Here is an 18,027-nt window from a genome sequence, read left to right as displayed (position 1 = left end):
GAAAAAAGAATTAAAAAAGCTATCTCCTACGAGATAGCTCTAAAAAAATAGAAAAAACGCTATAATTTTATCAAATAATGATAATTCCCAATTTTCATTGGTAATTGTAATAAGTGTGTAATAAGACTAAAGCCATAAAGATTTAAATATTGATATGGGTTAAATACACGTTCTTGGAAATTGTTGTTTGGATACAACTCACTTACAATTGTATTCAACCGGCGAATTGTGTGATGATGTTTTAGTAAGACTTCTTGTTTGATTTTTTGACTTAAATAATCAAGTTGCATATTGTGGTAATTCTTATTTCTTTCTAATATCCTTTCCAAATGGAGCTGTTTCGCATTCAATAGTTGTAATAACTCATCATATTGCTCGTCTAACATCTTTCTGATTCGCTGTATTTTTTCCTCTGCTTCAACCTCTTGAATATCCTGAATAAATTGTTTCATTATTTTTTGCACTTCACCAGCCATAACATCTTCAAAAGTTAGTTGATATTCAAAAAGCAGTTGTTCTACACGACGAGTAATAAAAGTAATATTTAACCTTGGGGCTAAAATCGGCATTTGTAAGTCTAATACTTCAAATGCATCTTTTAAAGCCGCCCAATAATGAAGTTCTCCAGGACCAGCCACAAAAGCCAATACTGGCAAACACATTTCTTGCATTAAAGGTCTCGTTACCACATTATTACTTAGTTGTTCTGGTGATTGTTCAGCAATTTGTAAAAGTTCTTCAAGGGTAAATTTTACGTTTGCAGCCGAATTAACAAATAAGCCATTCTTTCTTTCAAGTAAAAATCGTTCTCCATTTCGCACATAAAAGAGGTTCGCATTTTCCTCCGTTGCAACAATCGGAGTACCATACCCTCTCTTTTCTAATAATCGTTCCTTTTCAATTACTGCTAAACTAATCTCCTCATTTTTTTCGATGATTCGCTGGAAAAAAGTGGTTTGATATTGTCGAAATGGTAGAAACGCTGAATCGATCATTAGCAGTCCTTCATCTTTAAATAAATCATTCATTAAACGAGCGAAGAAATCAGTAAATGTTTCACTGTCATTCATATGTCGCAGTACCGAATGATAGAGATCATGCGTGTATTCCGTTTCACCATAATCTTTAAAAATTTCATCTATATAATCTTTCATTAACGAATGATCAAACCGAGTTTCGGAAGCAATTGTCTTTTTGCGAGGAGCTACGTCAAAAATTTTCTTTTTTGGCAATCCATCGACAATCGTATAAGTATGATTAATTTCTAAAATATCGTGGTCTTCACCCGCAATCCAAAAAATCGGTACGACATCAATACCTAGTTTTTCACTTTGTTCTTTCGATAGCAAAATAACACTAATTGCTTTATTAACAGAATAAAGCGGACCCGTCAACAATCCCGCTTGTTGACCACCAACAACTGCCAACGCACCTTTTTCTAATTTTTTTAGATTCTCCATTGATTTTTCTGAAATGCCAAAAGGCTCCATATACTGATAAATAACGTTACATAAACTTTTTCGATTATACGCTTGTTCTCTCAAATAATGAGCTCGTACTCGAAATGATTCATCTTTATATGGATATTGATAAAATGAGAGCAAATGTTCACTTTCCGCCCAATAATCAGATAACAATTGATTGTTAACTGGTGATAATTTTTCCAGTTTCATATTACTACTCCTCTACTTAACTCAATACGTTCATTTCATTGAAAGTCAATATTTATTCCTGTTATATTGTAATCTTTGAAACATTGTCTGAAAAGAAAATGGCTCAATCTATGTAATAAAAAATATAATACTTTGAATAATGCCTACAATCCAAACAATTGTATAGATGAAAATTAAATATAAAAATTGCATGCGCCATATTCTTCTCAATAAAGGAAATACTTTAATTTCTTTTTTCCTTTTCCATTCTTTATAAGTCATCAACATCGCAATCAATATGGAAATTACAACGGCTACAATACTTATTGTAGAGTTCCATAGGGTTGCAATGGAGAGGGTGACGGAGAAAAATAAAAAAAAGGTCGTGATATCTGCTGCTAAACTAAAACTACTGTCCGCCTGTTTTTTCAAGTATTTCCGAAATAAAAAAAATGAAATAATGAAGGCAGTCATTGGCAATAAAATTAGGGTGCCAAGAATGTATGTTAAAACTAATTTCACGTTTTTTCACCCTCTAGTGACAACACTAAATGATATAACGTTTTTAAAGTCGGTAAGCTTTTACCTTTTAATTCTGCTTTTTTTATGATTGCTCCGACAATCGATTCCACTTCTGTTTTCTTATTCATTAATCGATCTTGTAACATCGAAGAAGTGTTAGAAGCTGTTTTTTCGCACAACGAAACAACATCTTCAAATGAGACAATCATTCTTTGTTCAGGGAAAGCATTCATTAATTCTTCATATAAATCTTTTAACAATTTTTTCGCATGAATATTGTTGATTAATTCGCCGTTTTTTACTTGCAACACAGCTGTCAAGGGGTTGATAAAACAATTATATAACGCCTTCTCAAAAAGCATTTTTTCAGCATCATCGACAAATTGTAAAGGAAACAATTCGTTTTCTATCCCGTGTAACAATTGAAAAACCTCGTCATTTCCCCTTTCAACTGCTAATTTTAACACACCAATTCCATTATGAATAACTGTATAATCATTTGCCTTTTGTGCACCGAATTGGCATGAGCCAAATCCAATAGTCTGTTGAGGAAGTTTCAGCGCTTCTTCAAAATGAGCTAAACCGTTTTGTACAAATAAAATTGGTATGTCCTGTGGCAGCTTCTGAAGTTGCAGGAAAACTTCTTGCAGATGTGTATATTTTACTGCCACAATTACTAAAGATGCTGTCGCAATTTCATTATATGTAGTCGTAACATTCACATATTTCTTCGTAATAGTTCCATCCAAATTTTTTCTATAAAGGCCATGTTTTCGTATTGCTTCTTCTTGTTTTAGCCTTCGAACTATTAACGTTACTTCATATTTTTCAGCTAAAAACGAGGACATCAACATTCCGACAGAACCTGCACCAATTATAACTATATTCATACGCGCTTCCCTCTTTACAACTTATTTATTCCATTAAATTGATATTAATTGTTTTGCTGGTTTGTACATCCTTATTTTTTCAAGAACGAAAACGACAAAAAGGTGTGACCGAAAGAGTGTCACACCCTTTTTTTCATATTATACTGGAAATATTTGAAGTTTTCGATATTTAACTGCAGCTTCCTTTACCTTGATTGATGGATGATGGTGATAAAAAAGAGGAATAATGGCGATTATTGCTGCTGTTTTTGCTGTTGTTGTTCGATGAATATTGCACCTTGTTGAAGCCATTTTAGCACTCTATCATGCTCAGTTTGAAGCTCTCGATATTTTAGTTCTAATTCATTGTATGCTTCTGTCAATTCATCAAAACTATTAAGAGCAAGCTTTAAGTGGCTTCGCATTAATTGCTTTGGTCGTTTTCTAACACTATTTAACATTTGACCATATTGTTGCCTTAATGTTTTATTCCAGCGGAAACCGCAAGCCTGCTTTGTTCGATTCAGCACTTGCGCAGCCTCAGCAAACGCTTCTAATTGAGTTCTTCCATTTTGTACAGCTGTGATGACAATCTCTGCTAATTTTTCGTCATCTTCAGCTGTCCATTGATCTTTCCTTCTTTTCCCTTCCATACTTATCACCTCTCATTTTTTTACTACTATATGCAAAAAGAGAGTAAATAGAATTAAAGAACATAGAAAAAAATAGGTTGCGACATATAAAAATTTTGTCGCGACCTATTTTCAAATGGATATAACCGATTATTCAGTAGTATTGTTGAAGACAATATTTTGTATTATTTATGATTGCTTGATTTTGATAAGAAGCGTTCAACTGCTTTTTCATGATCTTCACTTTCCCAAAGTTTTGCACAAAGTTTGATTTCTTCCATAACACGTCCATACATATTTCGCTCTCTCCATTTGCGAAGTTCAATCTCTTTATATGCATGATGGACAGAAGGATGAATTTTTTTCATATCTTCAATAAACGCTTCCAATGCTTCTTCTTTTGGACCGTCAAATATTCTCATAGCCCAACCAATTTCATATAATTGCTGAGCAGTGTATGGCTTCGCATCAATCAGCATTTTTAATGCACGGTCATGACGCAATCCACGTTCAAATAAATACGTACCGCCACCCCATCCGGTCGTAATTGCCAACGTTCCTTGAATAAATCCGCATTTTGCATGACTTGCCACCAAACGAAAATCACATGCTGTAGCGATTTCACAACCACCCCCAACGGCTGTCCCGTTAATTAAGGCAATGGTTGGAACATGCAATGTAGCAAGTTCATATAATATATTTCCCATTTTGCTTAACATCCCAAAAGCTTCTTCAGCCGTTTTTAAACTATGAAATTCCGTCAAATCTCCACCAGAACAAAACGCTTTATCCCCCGCACCAGTAACAACTAAAAATCGCACATCTCTGTTCTCTTTAATATGTTTAATTACTTGTTTTAGGCCATTCATTACTTCGTCATTTACTGCATTTCTCTTTTCTTCTCTATCAATAATAAAAGTTAGAATACCGTCCTTTTGTTCAATTTGGTAAGACAATGAATACATCCCCTTTTTGATATTATTTCAACATAATACGATATGTTTTCATAGTAATAAAGGTTGTGAACTACCCTCCACCTACGCTTCGGTTAGAGGTGGGGGCTTCTCGGTTTATCGTATCTAACAATACGAAATAGACCGAGCTATCCCTCTCGTTCCAAGAGTTCTTTTTACTATACTAACCCTAACAACCGAAATCCTTCATGTTTGATATTGATAGAAGCGTTCCAATCACGGTCTGCCACAAAACCACAATCACAGCGAAATGTACGCTCAGAAAGAGATAGAGACTCCTTTACTCGACCGCAACATGAACAAGTTTTGGATGATGGAAACCATTTATCTATTTTGATAAGCTTTTTCCCTTGCTCTTCTAACTTGTATTGGAGAAATGTTGTAAACATCCCCCATGCGTTATCAGTAACACTTTTACCAAAATGTAGGGCTTGTGACATTCCCTTCATGTTGAGGTCTTCGACAACAACACAATCGTACTTGCTTGCAAGATGATGGGACAATTTGTGTAAAAAGTCTCTTCGTTGGTTTGCAACCTTTTCATGTAAGTTCGCTACTTTCAGTCGCTGTTTGTGCCAACGATTAGAACCTTTCTTCCTGCGTGACAAAATACGTTGTTCCTTCGCTAATTTTTTCAATGCTTGTCGATAGAAACGAGGATAATTGGCTCTCTTACCCTCTTCACTATCGACATACAGACCATCCATAGCAAAATCTAATCCAACCACATGTTGAATGTTTACTGTAGTAGTTTCTTTCTCATATTCTGTCAAAATCGAAATATAGTATTTGCCTGTCTTTGTTTTCGAAATAGTGCAAGATTTGATTTTGTAATCAGCAGGAATCTCTCTATGTTGCTTCATTTTCAGCGGCTTTTTGAACTTTGGTAATTTGATATGACCATCTTCAATCTTAATATTTCCATTGACCATATTGGTTGTATAGGATTGCTTGTGTTTTTTACTTTTGAATTTAGGGAACTCTGCACGACCTTCAAAAAAGTTCTTATAAGCATTTTGTAAATGGATTTGTGCGTTGGCTAAAGCTAAAGAATCCACTTCTTTTAGGAATGGGAATTCATCTTTGTACTTTGCCGGTGTCGGAAACTTTTGTTCTTTAAGCTTCTCTTTGTCGTCTTTGAACTTTTCATATATTTCTTTACGTTCTGCCAGCATCTGATTGTAAACAAAACGAACGCAACCGAAGATTTTCGCAAGAAGTTGCTCTTGTTCTTTCGTTGGGTACAGACGGAACTTATATGTTTTGTTTGCCATATCGAATCACCTCACTTCATCCCTTGATTTTCTATATACTGCTTTATCACTTCAATGGGGGCGCCACCAGTTGTAAGTAAGCAAAAGCTTCTTGACCAAAAATACTCTTTCCAAAGTTTTCTTTTCACTTGTTGATAAGTCGAGAACTTGCACTTTTATAGGCATTGATGAACTTTGATAATTCACTATTCGGATGTGCTTTGAACAAAATATGCACATGGTCAATATCGTGATTCCATTCGACCAAGGAAATATTGTAATTTTCACCAAGTCGAATAAACATATCTTTTGCATAGTCAGATATGGTATCATCAATCACTTTTCTGCGATATTTTACGACCAGGACAAGATGGTAATACAACAAGAACACTGAATGATTATTATTATCTAATTTCATTGATATAACAACCTTTCATTTATATAAGACTTATTATATCACAACACAAAAAAAGAGACATCTTTAGGCTACGCCTACCAAAATTCATCTCCCACTTTCACTGGTGCATATGCACCTCTCGTTTAGAAGTAGGAGACTTCTTTCGGAGGTATGTTAAATTTTGACAACAATTGGTTTTTACCTATTTCATGAACATAATGATCGAGTAGGAGGGAGCGATTAACTCCCGTCCTCTCACACCACCGTACGTACGGTTCCGTATACGGCGGTTCAATTAAGATGATTGACGCAAGTCTTTATAACTTCCGTGAATAGCTGTTCTCTTTATGCCAGTGGTCACTCCACCCTCCAAGAGGTCTCCCACGGGATTCACCGCTTCCTTCCTCAAGTGAGGTACTACGTTTTCTGTGTTCATCATGACTCACTGAATGCCAAGGGCTATTCTCTCTTAATTGTTCGGTCCTTCTTAGTAGTTCTAAACCAACTAATACTATGACCTCTGCTGACTTCTGACGGTTCAGCTACTTATCACTAAGTAGGTTATGAAGCGTACTTCACATATCCGCCAGACCTCCCCGGGTAAGTACATGCACTTTCACACCATCTATCCGCCTCATCTACTCGATATGACCTTCGACAGAAAGAGCTTTGTTTTGTTTGGCAAACTCACTCAATCATACCTAGCCTTATATGAGGTTCGTGTTCCTCGGACCGGTGTTTTGCCTCCAGCTTCCTTCAGATTCCGCGTCACCACGGACACCCTTGCTCTTGGCTAACCTCTACTTCTGTCTTCGGGGTTCGGGACTTACACCCTATAGTTCATGTACATGCCGGGCGCACCAAAAAAAGACTATTAGAGAGCCATGGTCACTCTAATAGTCTTTCGTAAGCAGCGTATAACGAATCTACGCTTTATTATTTACTTACCACTTCTTTACCTTTGTAATGTCCGCAAGATTTGCATACATGGTGAGATAAAGTTGGTTCACCACAATTTGGACAATTCACCATACCAGGTACTGATAATTTGTAATGTGTACGGCGTTTTCTTTTTGCAGTTTTAGAAGTTCTTCTAAATGGTACAGCCATGATTGGCACCTCCTTGCAGATTTATTCATCTGTTTTTGATTGATCAAAAAACTTAGCTAATCCAGCAAGTCTTGGATCCACTTTTGGTTCGTCATTTACTTTTTGACTAACGTCTTCTTCTGTTGAATAACTCCAGTCTTTACCACCTTTAATAGTACCTTCAGTACCTTCTTTAAATACTTGCATCGGCACTTCAAGAAGAATGATTTCTTCTAAGACTGGCTTCAAATCGATGACTTCTCCATCTATGTAATGGATATCTTCATCTTCTTCATTTCCCCGAAGTTCTGGATCAACCCAGCTAAAGACTTCTACCGTCTCAACTTCAATAGGAAATTCAACATCCTCCCAAGTACGAGCACAAGGGAGTATTAAGGTCGCTGTCAAAGTAAACTGACAAGTCATTTGTGAACTTCCGATTGTACAGTGACCTTTTACATGAACGGGTGAAATATCGCGAATTTCTTGATTTCGCTTTTTCACTTCATCCAATTGCACAACTGTATCGATCGGCATTCCTTTATGGCGATACTTCGAAAGTTGATGAATTGACCATTTCATTCACGAATCACCCCGAGACAACAATGTTGATTATATAATGAGGTAATATAGATGTCAAGATATTTTCTTGTCACTTTACAAAAACGCTTCTATAATTCAGTATTAACTAAAGAGATAATTTTAGAAGAAAGATTGTATTATTTGAAAGGGGCTTTTTTATGAAAGCGGTTGGAATAGTCGTTGAGTATAATCCATTTCATAACGGACATTACTATCATGTTACCCAATCTAAAAAGATTACAAACGCCGATGTAGTCGTCGCTGTTATGAGTGGCCCCTTTTTACAAAGAGGTGAACCTTCTCTTGTCTCTAAATGGCATCGAGCAAAAATGGCTTTACAAAGCGGTGTCGATATCGTTGTTGAATTACCATATGTTTATAGCACAGCTAATGCACCTGTATTTGCTGAAGGTGCGATATTTCTCCTTGACGCATTACAATGCGATGCTTTTTCATTTGGGAGCGAAGAAGGAAAACTCGAACCTTTTATTAACACTCTTAATCTAATTGAAGAACATAATGAAGAATATAATGCGCTCATCAAGAAGTACGTATCAACAGGAACCAGTTATCCACAAAGCTTATATTACGCTTATGAACAATTAAAACAAAAGAAAAATGAAAATTACATCGACTTGTCCAAACCAAATAACATTCTTGGTTATCACTATATTGCCGCTGCAAAAAAATTCAATTTATCAATTCAACCAATGACAATTCAACGATTGCATGCAGGCTATCACGATGCAATCAATGAAACATCGACAATCGCCAGTGCAACTGGTATTCGTAAAGAAATATTTCAAAAGAGAAATGTTGAAGCGATACGTAATTTCGTACCAAATTCAACTTACGTCCATCTTGTTGAATGGAAGCAACAATTTTCAAAATTTGTTGACTGGGATGCTTTTTGGCCACTATTAAAATATGCCATCATGCATTATCATCCAGAAAACTTGAGAGCCTTTGCAGATGTTTCGGAAGGAATTGAATATGCTCTCATCAAACATGTAAAACATAGTGAAAACTTTTCACAATTTATGTCAGAAATAAAATCAAAGCGGTATACTTGGACGAGATTGCAAAGAATGCTGACGCACATTTTTACTGGCATAACGAAAGATGAATTGCATCAATTCAAGCATCCAACCTACATTCGTTTACTCGGAATGACAAAAAATGGACAAGCTTATTTATCAGAAAGAAAAAAGAATTTAGAGTTGCCGATTATTAGCCGAGTAGCACAAGCAAAAGATCAAATGCTTCAAATCGACATTAGAGCATCTGAAATGTATGCTTTAGGCGTTGAATTATTTTCACAAAAGAAAATTGACGGAGATTATAAAACTCCGCCAATACGATTATAGAATTACGATTTATCTTTTTCAGGAAGACTTGCTAAATAATTTAATGCATCGTCAATCGTTTTTACCGGCACGATTTTCATGTCGGTATTTAATTTTTTTGCGATATTGACAGCAGCTTCATAATTGGAAAGAATGGCTGGATTATTCTTCTTGACTTCTTCAGGTATTTCATCATCAGGAGCGAAGAAAATTTCCATGCCATCTTCATGAGCTGCAACAACTTTCTTTTCAATGCCTCCGATACGACCGACTTTGCCGTCTTCATGGATTTCTCCAGTTCCTGCAACTAGATATCCCTTTGTAATATCTTCTTCTAACAGTTGATTCAGAATTTCTAAAGTGAACATTAACCCTGCAGAAGGTCCTCCAATATCTTCTGCATTCACTTTTACCATCGGTTCTGTTTTAATCGTTTTATTTTCGGAATAAGTAATCCCTAAACCAACCTTCCCATCACTATCTGGGATTTCCTTTAATGTAATAGTGCGATCCAGCAATTTATCATTGCGGTGAATCACTAATTGGACGACATCATTTTCTTTTTTCGTTTCTAAAATATGAACTAAATCTTCCGCTTTTTTTATAATATTCCCATCAATTTCTTGGATTTTATCTCCAGGCTCTAATTGCCCATCACTGGCACCACCAGCTAATACATTTAAAACAGTGATGCCCTGATAATCAACTGTATACGGTAAACCAGCCTTATTATAAGCGACGTAAATAGCATTAAATTGTGAATCCTTCATTAGCTTTAATTGACGAACGTTATATTCCCGTTCATCCTCTTCTTTATGGTAAACTTCCTCTTTTTTCAAAATATCTTCATACTCTTTAAACTTTGCGATGAGATATGTCAAGGGTGTCGCTGGTCCCATTGCAACCGTCATAAGACTGATTGTTCCTTCATCGTCCAAATCCCCATTTTCCACAGTAACAAATTCGCTAACATCATAGGAGCTTCCAGGTTTCATAATATAGTAGTCCAGCTTGTAAAAAGATAAAAAAAATAAAAACAACATCGTAACGATTATCGTAATAAAATGTTTCAAAAGTTAAAGCACCTCCTATGTTAGCTCGAAAAAGACTAAAAAAATTAAATCGTGCATATATTAGTTTAGCATTTGGTTCATCGAAAAAACAAAAGTTGAAAAGAGTTGATGGCTTATTCCACTACTATATCTTTTCGTATGTATAACGCTCATTTGTTTACTATTACTATTTCCAGGAATCGCTCATAAAGGAGCGGACCTTGGACTTCAACTATTCATGGAAGCTTTATTCCCATATTTACTTCCGTATTTGATTTTAACACAATGGTTTATTCGCTTAACACCTGAAAAGGAAAATTCCTTATCAAGATTCAAATTATATTTTAAAACATACGGCATCAGTGCACTCGGTGGTTTCCCAACCGGTGCCGCAACCATTGCCTATTTAAAAAGAACAAATCAAATTTCAAAAAGTGAAGCAAACGGCTTATTAAGTATTTGTCATGGTCCAAGCCCTTTATTCGTATTAGGATTTGTTGGACATGACTTACTACATGATACCCGCTTCAGCTGGCAATATTTAATTTTATATCATACAGTTTCTCTATTCCTTTTGCTGTTATATTATTTTTACCATCGTTCCAATCCTCGGCAAGAAATCAAATTAGACAACCTTAGAAGAAATGAAAATCCATTCATTTCTAGCATCAAAGACAGTATTCCTACTGTTCTTGTCGTTGGTTCAACAATCATTTTTTTTACAACAATTTATACCGTCGTCATGTTTACAATTCAGACAATTTTGCCAAATATACATAAAAATCTACTACTATTAACAGCAGCATCTTTAGAAATGACGAACGGACTTAAAATTGCACATAAGTTTTTTGCCGATGAATCAATTATACTTCCTTTGCTAATGGCTACTTTCTTATCAATCCAAAGTTTAAGCATTCATATGCAAGTAGCAGTCATCGCAAAAAGTGAAAACATTTCGCTCAAACCCTACATTCTATTAAGAGTTCTCATCACGATTATTATTCCGTTGCTATATTTTATATTATTTTTATAACTTTATAAAAAGAGAAAACTCGGCAGATGCATTTTATCTTGCCGAGTTTTCGATTATTGATGAAATTTCTTCTTTAATGCTTCTTCTACTTCACAAGGTACTAATCCTTTTACACTTCCACCATAGCGAGCAACTTCCTTCACAATACTAGAACTTAAGAAGGAATATTGATTTTTAGTCATGATGAAAAATGTTTCAATCGATTCATCTAAAAAACGATTCATCGATGTTATTTGCATCTCATATTCGAAGTCTGATACTGCTCTTAAACCTCGAACAATAGCGATGGCGTTTCGAGACTTCGCATAATCCACAAGCAATCCAGAAGAACTTTCAACGCGAATATTTGGAATATCCTTCGTTACCTTTTCGATCAACTCAAGTCTTTCTTCAATAGTAAACAACGGATTTTTTGAAGAATTTTTCAATGCAGCAACATATACAAGATCAAATACATCTGCTGCCCGTTTAATAATGTCTAAATGTCCATTCGTAATCGGGTCAAAACTTCCCGGTACTACTGCAATTTTTTGCGACAATTTCTCCCTCTCCCTAATTCATTCGATAAATTGAAATAATAGTATTTCCATAAGTTTCATCTCGGATGCATGAATATCGTCCGTAAGCATCTGGCAATTGTACTTCAGTCGAATGTTCACAAACGATTATTGCATCGTCAGCCAGCTTTCCGCCTTCTACAAGAAATGAAATGTAATCATAATATTCTAGCTTTTTATATGGCGGATCAACAAATAAATAATCTATTTGGATATCCCTTTTTAGCAGTGCCTTTACAGCACGGCTTGCATCTGTACAATACACTTCCGAAAACTCTTCGTAACGGCACTTTTTTATATTTTCTTTCAATACTTGAACAGCTCGGCGATCTTTCTCAATAAAGATAGCTTTTTCCGCACCTCTACTTAATGCTTCAATTCCTAGTCCGCCGCTGCCAGCAAATAAATCTAATGCTATTCCACCTTCGAAAAAAGGCCCGATGATATTAAATAGTGCTTCTTTCACTTTATCCGTTGTAGGTCTCGTAGTCGTTCCGGCAATCGCTCTGAGCGGTATCCCTTTCCTTTCACCGGCTACTACTCGCATCTTCATCACCAAGCTTTCACTATTGTTGTTCAGTGTCAATGTTTTTTATGGAAATAGAGTCTTTCTTTTTATCCATTTCAATGAAAAATAGCTTTTGCACCCAAGACTCTTCAATGTAATACTTATCAGCTATCACTTTTATTGGTTGTGACACGGTATTGTAGCGTCTTTGGTTATAAACATAAAATTCATGATTAAAAGGAAAACGATATTGTCTAATATCATTATTTACATAATAACCTTTTTCCCCAACTCGTGTTTCATAACCGAGATGATGTAATAAAGAGTCAGCAGAATATAACACTTGACCATCTTTAAAAATTACTTCAACGTCATCTACTAATCGAGCATTTACATAAACATCTCGGAAATCATTGAATAGTAACGGAAATACTCCATCAGTTGCGACGTTTGACTGGAAATATTGTGTATGGTTTGCAAACACTTCGCTTAATTGTTCATCTAAAAGCGCTGCATCGATTTTTTTACCTTCTAAATCATGTAACTTTTGTTTCCAAAGTTCAAGTTGTTCTTCTGTCAATCGACTTTTTAAAGTCATTGTTATTTCTTTAGCTTTTTCCCCACCAATCTCAGAATCAGATAAAATCGAAGCCATAACCTCAGTTACCCATGCAGGTACATTTTCAAACTGAAATTTCGTGCGTAATTGGGACAATATAACTTCTTCCTTTAAGGCTTCTATTGACAAATTATTAGAAAACAAAATACGTTCGCCTTGTTTACCAGAAAGATTCGAACCATGAACAACCGCGACGTGTTCATCATTTAAGAAATTCACTTTATTTAGCTGTTCTACTAATTCGTTTTCGATTTTATTTGTCGAATAAATAGAAATCAAATCAAGTTCATTTTGCAATTGTAAATGATCAGCATAAAAAAGTTCTTTCACTGGACCTGTGCCGCTAAACATTGAATAATGCACAAGGGATAATGATTGCTGACCAACTAAAGGTAAACCTGTAACCCATGTTCCAGCAATTGATTGTTCAGTTGTAATATGTACTGTTGAATAAGATACAATACCATTTTCTAACGTCACAAAAATATCTTTCATTAATTGATTTGGTTTTAATCCTCCATCAAGGGGTATTATGTATGAGATCGACTGAGTTTGTATATCACTTTCTTGGAATTTAGAAAAATCCTCGCTTAACCGTTTGCAGCTATTTTCTGATTCAATAAAACAATCGGGGTTTACAGCTTGTTCTGGCCAGTTGATAGAAATCGTTTGATTTGGTAAATTTCTAAAGTGATGACGAATATCTAAACTTTGACCTCTGTATACAATATCAATTTCTTGCGTGTAAGTAAAATCGTCTACTTCGCTCTCTCGATAATCGGAATAAACTTGGTATTGAAAAAAAAGCACGCCGCTAATAAGCAAAACTAGCAGACTAAAAAAACTAATGATATATTTCATATGCAAACCACCTCGAACATGCTACTATTATGTACATAGAAAGGATGATAACGATATGACGCAACAGTTTGTTGAACTCGGACAAGGCTACGGAGATATTTACGAGCTTTGTGAATTAATTCGTACAAATGAAAAAAGATTCCATAATGCCTTTTTGTTTATTTCTTATAAAGGTAATCAAGCATATGCCTCTCCTGCAGTAGCCTTTCAACCAGTTGGTGATAGCAACTTTATGCCAATATACATATGTAGAGAAGGGATACCATACACTCCAGAAAAACCTTCTAAACGGCTACAATTATTTGAAGAGTCATTAAAGGCAATTGGCAAAGAAGCCGTTCAAATGGATATTAAACATTCCTGCTATTATTCCGAAACGATTTTATTCTACCAACATTTGATTGGTGTATTAAGAATGAACCGTTTAATTCCGCAACTATCTTAATAATTCAAAGTCCTATTTTATAATCGTATTCTTGGTCCTGATCTTTCTTAGACTTTGAATTTTCAAATTCATTTTTAACAAACGGTAAGTACGATTCAACAACGTCTTTCACAAAAGGAAGGCGTTGTATTTTATTTTTTATATAAGAAATTTCATCTCGATTACAATAGAGCACCACGTATTTTAGTTTTCTTGAAATGTATTGGACATTTCCAAACTTCCTCAAGCTTTTAGCATGTTTCAGTTGATAAACATACACGATTAGCCCTTGACGTTCTTGCATTTTTATTACCCCTTTTCTTCATTTAAAGGATACCATATAGTTATTTTTGATAGCAACTGACATTCGTGACATGATGTAACAATTTCCGTTATAATCATCTTTATAAGATGTAATCTATACAAGTAATGATTATAGAAATCCTATTCGTTAATATATAGAAGCTCGTAAAGGAGGCCTAGTCATGGGTAAAAAAACGAAACTGGCACTGGCTATTGCCGCCGCAAGTGCAGCAGCATGGGCTGGAAGTAAAGCTTTTCTAAAACCCCAAAAACGTGAAGGAAAAGAAGTATTAAGCATGGATATACCTGTCGTCTTAGCTCATAGGGGCGGTGCACTAATCGCACCTGAACATACAATGATTGCTTTTGAAAAATCCTTTGAACTCGGGGTAGATGGTTTTGAAATTGATATACGATTAACAAAAGACGAAGAGATTGTTGTACTTCATGATGAAACAATTGACCGCACTTCTGATGGAATGGGTGCTGTAAAAGATTTTACCCTAGAAGAACTAAAAAACTTTAATTTTGGTTTCCATTATAAAGATAACAATGGAAATTTCCCTTATCGCAATCAAAAAGTAGAAATCGTAACGTTAAGAGAGTTATTTGAAAAGTTCCCAAATATGTTTATTAACATCGATATTAAAGATAGTCCAGAAACTTATGAAGGTAGTTTAATGCCTTCGAAACTTTGGAGATTGATTGAAGAATATAACGCAGAAAATCGAGTGGTGGTAACGAGCTTCTATAGTGAACAAGTGGATCGTTTTAATTTGTACGCCCAAAACCGAGTCGCATTAGGAGCTGGAGAATCGGATGTCCGAAAAGCGTTTGCAGCATTTACAAGCCAATTTGGTCATCTTTATCATCCAAAAGTAGATGTTTTTCAAATCCCAATAAAGTCCGGAAGGTTCTCTTTAGACTCACCGAAATTTATCGCCTTTTTAAACAATTTAAATATCCCTGTCCATTATTGGGTAATTGACGATGAAGAATTGATGAGAAAACTACTAGATAATGGAGCGCAAGGCATTATCACCGATAGACCGGATATTGCTGTTCCCCTCGTTCGGGATTGGGTAGAACACCATAAAGAAAAAGGGGAAAATCTTTCATAAAGTCTTTGAATTCTTCAAATAAAAAACGGCTTAAGCATTAATAACTTAAGCCGTTCATTTATAAACTAAATATATCACACGAAATCAAGCTGAACAGGAGCAACTTCCACCTGATCCGCATCCGCCTGAACTGCAAGATGTTTCAAAAAATGGGTTGCTAACTGGAACTTTAACCGCTTCAGAAACAGACTTTCCGATAATAAGACTTATTTCATCCAGCATATCTTGCAGCTCATTTTCTGCAAGCTTTAAATTCGCTACTTTTTCATCAAGATCCAGCTCTCTCTTCAACTTCCTGATTTCTTTCATAATTGTATGGTAATCGGGATGATATTTGCCAAAGCGTTGTACATCCTCGTACTGCACTTTCATTCGATTAAATGCGGCAATTTTTTCAACTAATACTCTATCACTATATACAGCATGATGAGCTTGTTGATAATTGCGTACGGGCTCAGAATTGAGAATCATTGAGCTTAACGCATCCGCTTCATCTAAAATGAAGGCCCATTCTGATGTCATCATCATCATTTATTCCTCCAATCTGTACATCTATCATAGCAAAATTTGAACAAAGTTTAAATTTGCAATTCTTGTTTTCTTGACCTTCATTTTGAAATTATTAAGACTGGCAATCATCCACTTTATTTTTTAACGATTTAGTTAGTACAGATTGCACACACTCATAATCGGAAAAATAAATCTCCTTATCTTTAAACGTTTGTGTCGTTTCATGGCCTTTACCCGCAATAACAATCGTATCTCCTTCTTTTGCAGATACAATCGCCTTCTCTATAGCTTCTGCCCGATCTAAAATCATTTCATATTTTTGAGTGGATATAAAACCAGCTGCAATTTGAGAATTAATATATGCAGGATCTTCACTTCTTGGATTGTCTGTTGTTAAATAAATCATATCTGCATACTTTGTAGCTACTGCTCCCATTTTAATTCGTTTATGTTTATCTCGATCTCCACCACAACTAAAGACTAATATTAAATCACCTTTGGCAGTTTTTCTTAATGTTTTCAATATTGCTCTAAGTGCTGCTTCTGTATGGGCATAATCGATATAAATAGACAAATTTAAATGGTTTGGAATGGACTCAAGCCGACCTTTAGGCAATCGCAACTGCTCTGCCGCTTCACAAATATTTTCGATAGAAAAGCCTAATTCGCATACTGTCGTAATAGCTGCAATAGCATTTTGCAATTGATGTTCTCCTACGAATGGCAGTGTAAATACTTTTTGACCTTTATCGCTCTGTAAACAGCAAGTGGAATGATGATTTCCCTCTGCTAATAGTTGCAATTGATAATTTACACGATTTCCAAGACCAAAGTAAGTTTTTTTCTTTTTCGATTGCAAGCCTACTGTGCGGCAAAATGAATCATCACCATTTAGTACTAATTTATCTGCTAGTTGAGCCAAAATTTGTTTTGATTGTTTATATTTCTCGTAAGATCCGTGATCTTCAATATGATCTTCCGTTAAATTTAAAAATACGCCAATATCAATATCACAATCATCTAGTCGATGAGTAGATAACCCCATGGAAGATGCTTCTAGTACGACATATTGAACTTTATTGCGTACTGCATATTGCAATATTTTGTGTAAATGTTTTGGTTGTAGCGTTGTTAATACTTCATATTCTATTTGTAATTCTTCACCGTTTATAAAAACTCCATTCGTTCCAATTACCATTACTTTTTTATGTAGTGCTTGTAGTAATTGACCAATAAAATGACTCACAGTCGTTTTTCCATTCGTCCCTGTAATGGCAATCACTTGCATCGCTTCTGCCGGAAATCGATAAATTTTTGCAGCACTAAATGACATGAATTTTAAACAGTTTGGTACCCAAATAAGTGGAACGGATAACTTTAATTGATCAAGTTGTGTTTCATCTTCAATGACAACTCCAACTGCTCCATTTTTTACTGCTAAATCAATATACTGATATCCATCAAATTTTCTTCCTTTTCGTACAACAAATAAGTCACCAGGTTTTACATGTTGTGCATAGTCTTCAACGCCCTTTACTTCTACACGGATGGAACCGCCTTTTACCGTACATGGCCAATCTTTCAATAATTCTGCTAATTGCACTGTGTCACTCCTTTTCCCTATCATATGCCTAGGTCGTTAATGTGACACTGTCAGAAAAGGGTTCGCAGCAATCTGTATAGACCATTTATTAAAAAAAAGCCACCATTGTCCCTGTGGGAT

Annotated in this window: 20 protein-coding genes and 1 pseudogene; 4 read left to right on the top strand and 17 right to left on the bottom strand. The window is 35.3% G+C overall.

The window, feature by feature from the left end; all coding sequences use genetic code 11:
- Window positions 1-59: 59 nt before the first annotated feature.
- The 10 genes and pseudogenes from bshC to UtA1_RS07615 all read right to left on the bottom strand — a co-directional run bounded on the left by bshC (window position 60) and on the right by UtA1_RS07615 (window position 7,970).
- On the bottom strand, window positions 60-1,673 hold the full coding sequence (gene bshC, locus UtA1_RS07660) for a bacillithiol biosynthesis cysteine-adding enzyme BshC (protein WP_096550589.1): 1,614 nt from the start codon (window positions 1,671-1,673) through the stop codon (window positions 60-62).
- Between the two features lie 108 nt (window positions 1,674-1,781).
- On the bottom strand, window positions 1,782-2,174 hold the full coding sequence (locus UtA1_RS07655) for a DUF3397 family protein (RefSeq protein ID WP_096550588.1): 393 nt from the start codon (window positions 2,172-2,174) through the stop codon (window positions 1,782-1,784).
- On the bottom strand, window positions 2,171-3,064 hold the full coding sequence (locus UtA1_RS07650; RefSeq protein WP_016837516.1) for a ketopantoate reductase family protein: 894 nt from the start codon (window positions 3,062-3,064) through the stop codon (window positions 2,171-2,173). Before UtA1_RS07650 ends, UtA1_RS07655 begins: the two co-directional genes overlap by 4 nt.
- A 233-nt stretch (window positions 3,065-3,297) precedes the next feature.
- Window positions 3,298-3,696: a transcriptional regulator gene (locus UtA1_RS07645; protein ID WP_016837517.1), complete on the bottom strand. Its 399-nt coding sequence runs from the start codon at window positions 3,694-3,696 to the stop codon at window positions 3,298-3,300.
- 164 nt (window positions 3,697-3,860) lie between these two features.
- Window positions 3,861-4,631 (bottom strand): enoyl-CoA hydratase/isomerase family protein, encoded by a 771-nt coding sequence (locus tag UtA1_RS07640; protein WP_096550587.1) that lies wholly within the window; start codon window positions 4,629-4,631, stop codon window positions 3,861-3,863.
- A 176-nt stretch (window positions 4,632-4,807) separates the two neighbouring features.
- Window positions 4,808-5,923 carry an RNA-guided endonuclease InsQ/TnpB family protein gene (locus tag UtA1_RS07635; protein WP_096550586.1) on the bottom strand — a complete coding sequence of 372 codons (1,116 nt, stop codon included), beginning with the start codon at window positions 5,921-5,923 and terminating at the stop codon, window positions 4,808-4,810.
- Window positions 5,924-5,934: 11 nt separating this feature from the next.
- Window positions 5,935-6,320: pseudogene (gene tnpA / locus UtA1_RS07630) on the bottom strand (IS200/IS605 family transposase).
- A gap of 274 nt (window positions 6,321-6,594) precedes the next feature.
- Complete coding sequence (locus UtA1_RS17115; protein WP_172597779.1) at window positions 6,595-6,738, bottom strand: hypothetical protein; 144 nt, start codon at window positions 6,736-6,738, stop codon at window positions 6,595-6,597.
- Between the two features lie 497 nt (window positions 6,739-7,235).
- Complete coding sequence (gene rpmF / locus UtA1_RS07620; protein ID WP_016837519.1) at window positions 7,236-7,409, bottom strand: 50S ribosomal protein L32; 174 nt, start codon at window positions 7,407-7,409, stop codon at window positions 7,236-7,238.
- Between the two features lie 21 nt (window positions 7,410-7,430).
- A complete protein-coding gene (locus UtA1_RS07615; protein ID WP_016837520.1) occupies window positions 7,431-7,970 on the bottom strand; it encodes a YceD family protein in 540 nt (179 codons plus the stop codon).
- A 158-nt stretch (window positions 7,971-8,128) separates the two neighbouring features.
- Between UtA1_RS07615 and UtA1_RS07610 the strand changes: the two genes are divergently transcribed.
- Window positions 8,129-9,337, top strand: coding sequence for a nucleotidyltransferase (locus UtA1_RS07610; RefSeq protein WP_096550585.1), 1,209 nt, complete (start codon window positions 8,129-8,131; stop codon window positions 9,335-9,337).
- Between the two features lie 2 nt (window positions 9,338-9,339).
- On the opposite strand, the gene UtA1_RS07605 is transcribed toward UtA1_RS07610, so the two are convergent.
- Complete coding sequence (locus tag UtA1_RS07605; RefSeq protein WP_232019917.1) at window positions 9,340-10,389, bottom strand: SepM family pheromone-processing serine protease; 1,050 nt, start codon at window positions 10,387-10,389, stop codon at window positions 9,340-9,342.
- Window positions 10,390-10,606: 217 nt separating this feature from the next.
- On the opposite strand from UtA1_RS07605, the gene UtA1_RS07600 reads away from it, so the two are divergent.
- On the top strand, window positions 10,607-11,401 hold the full coding sequence (locus UtA1_RS07600; protein WP_232019916.1) for a hypothetical protein: 795 nt from the start codon (window positions 10,607-10,609) through the stop codon (window positions 11,399-11,401).
- Between the two features lie 53 nt (window positions 11,402-11,454).
- Here UtA1_RS07600 and coaD read toward each other — a convergent pair whose 3' ends face one another.
- From coaD to UtA1_RS07585, 3 genes are read right to left on the bottom strand one after another with little or no spacing between them, the layout of a single operon-like run.
- Window positions 11,455-11,940: a pantetheine-phosphate adenylyltransferase gene (coaD, locus tag UtA1_RS07595; RefSeq protein ID WP_016837525.1), complete on the bottom strand. Its 486-nt coding sequence runs from the start codon at window positions 11,938-11,940 to the stop codon at window positions 11,455-11,457.
- Window positions 11,941-11,953: 13 nt separating this feature from the next.
- Entirely contained in the window at window positions 11,954-12,505 is a 552-nt protein-coding gene (rsmD, locus tag UtA1_RS07590; RefSeq protein ID WP_096550584.1) for a 16S rRNA (guanine(966)-N(2))-methyltransferase RsmD, read from the bottom strand.
- A 19-nt stretch (window positions 12,506-12,524) separates the two neighbouring features.
- Window positions 12,525-13,946 carry an RNA polymerase II gene (locus UtA1_RS07585; RefSeq protein WP_096550583.1) on the bottom strand — a complete coding sequence of 474 codons (1,422 nt, stop codon included), beginning with the start codon at window positions 13,944-13,946 and terminating at the stop codon, window positions 12,525-12,527.
- A gap of 55 nt (window positions 13,947-14,001) precedes the next feature.
- Between UtA1_RS07585 and UtA1_RS07580 the strand changes: the two genes are divergently transcribed.
- Window positions 14,002-14,391, top strand: a complete 390-nt coding sequence (locus tag UtA1_RS07580; protein WP_096550582.1) for a DUF7147 family protein — start codon at window positions 14,002-14,004, stop codon at window positions 14,389-14,391.
- A gap of 4 nt (window positions 14,392-14,395) precedes the next feature.
- Here the strand turns inward: UtA1_RS07580 and UtA1_RS07575 are convergent, their stop codons facing one another.
- Entirely contained in the window at window positions 14,396-14,674 is a 279-nt protein-coding gene (locus tag UtA1_RS07575; protein ID WP_096550581.1) for a YlbG family protein, read from the bottom strand.
- Window positions 14,675-14,855: 181 nt separating this feature from the next.
- Between UtA1_RS07575 and UtA1_RS07570 the strand changes: the two genes are divergently transcribed.
- Window positions 14,856-15,794 carry a glycerophosphodiester phosphodiesterase gene (locus tag UtA1_RS07570; protein ID WP_096550580.1) on the top strand — a complete coding sequence of 313 codons (939 nt, stop codon included), beginning with the start codon at window positions 14,856-14,858 and terminating at the stop codon, window positions 15,792-15,794.
- Window positions 15,795-15,878: 84 nt separating this feature from the next.
- On the opposite strand, the gene UtA1_RS07565 is transcribed toward UtA1_RS07570, so the two are convergent.
- Together UtA1_RS07565 and UtA1_RS07560 are read right to left on the bottom strand one after the other, a co-directional pair.
- Window positions 15,879-16,322 (bottom strand): YlbF family regulator, encoded by a 444-nt coding sequence (locus UtA1_RS07565; RefSeq protein ID WP_096550579.1) that lies wholly within the window; start codon window positions 16,320-16,322, stop codon window positions 15,879-15,881.
- Window positions 16,323-16,416: 94 nt separating this feature from the next.
- Window positions 16,417-17,907, bottom strand: a complete 1,491-nt coding sequence (locus UtA1_RS07560) for a UDP-N-acetylmuramoyl-L-alanyl-D-glutamate--2,6-diaminopimelate ligase (protein WP_096550578.1) — start codon at window positions 17,905-17,907, stop codon at window positions 16,417-16,419.
- Between the last annotated feature and the right edge of the window lie 120 nt (window positions 17,908-18,027).

Origin of the sequence: Ureibacillus thermosphaericus (assembly GCF_002370195.2) — a bacterium.
Lineage (GTDB): Bacteria > Bacillota > Bacilli > Bacillales_A > Planococcaceae > Ureibacillus > Ureibacillus thermosphaericus.
Note: the sequence above shows the minus strand (reverse complement) of the source record. Positions and strands in the feature narration are given on the sequence as shown.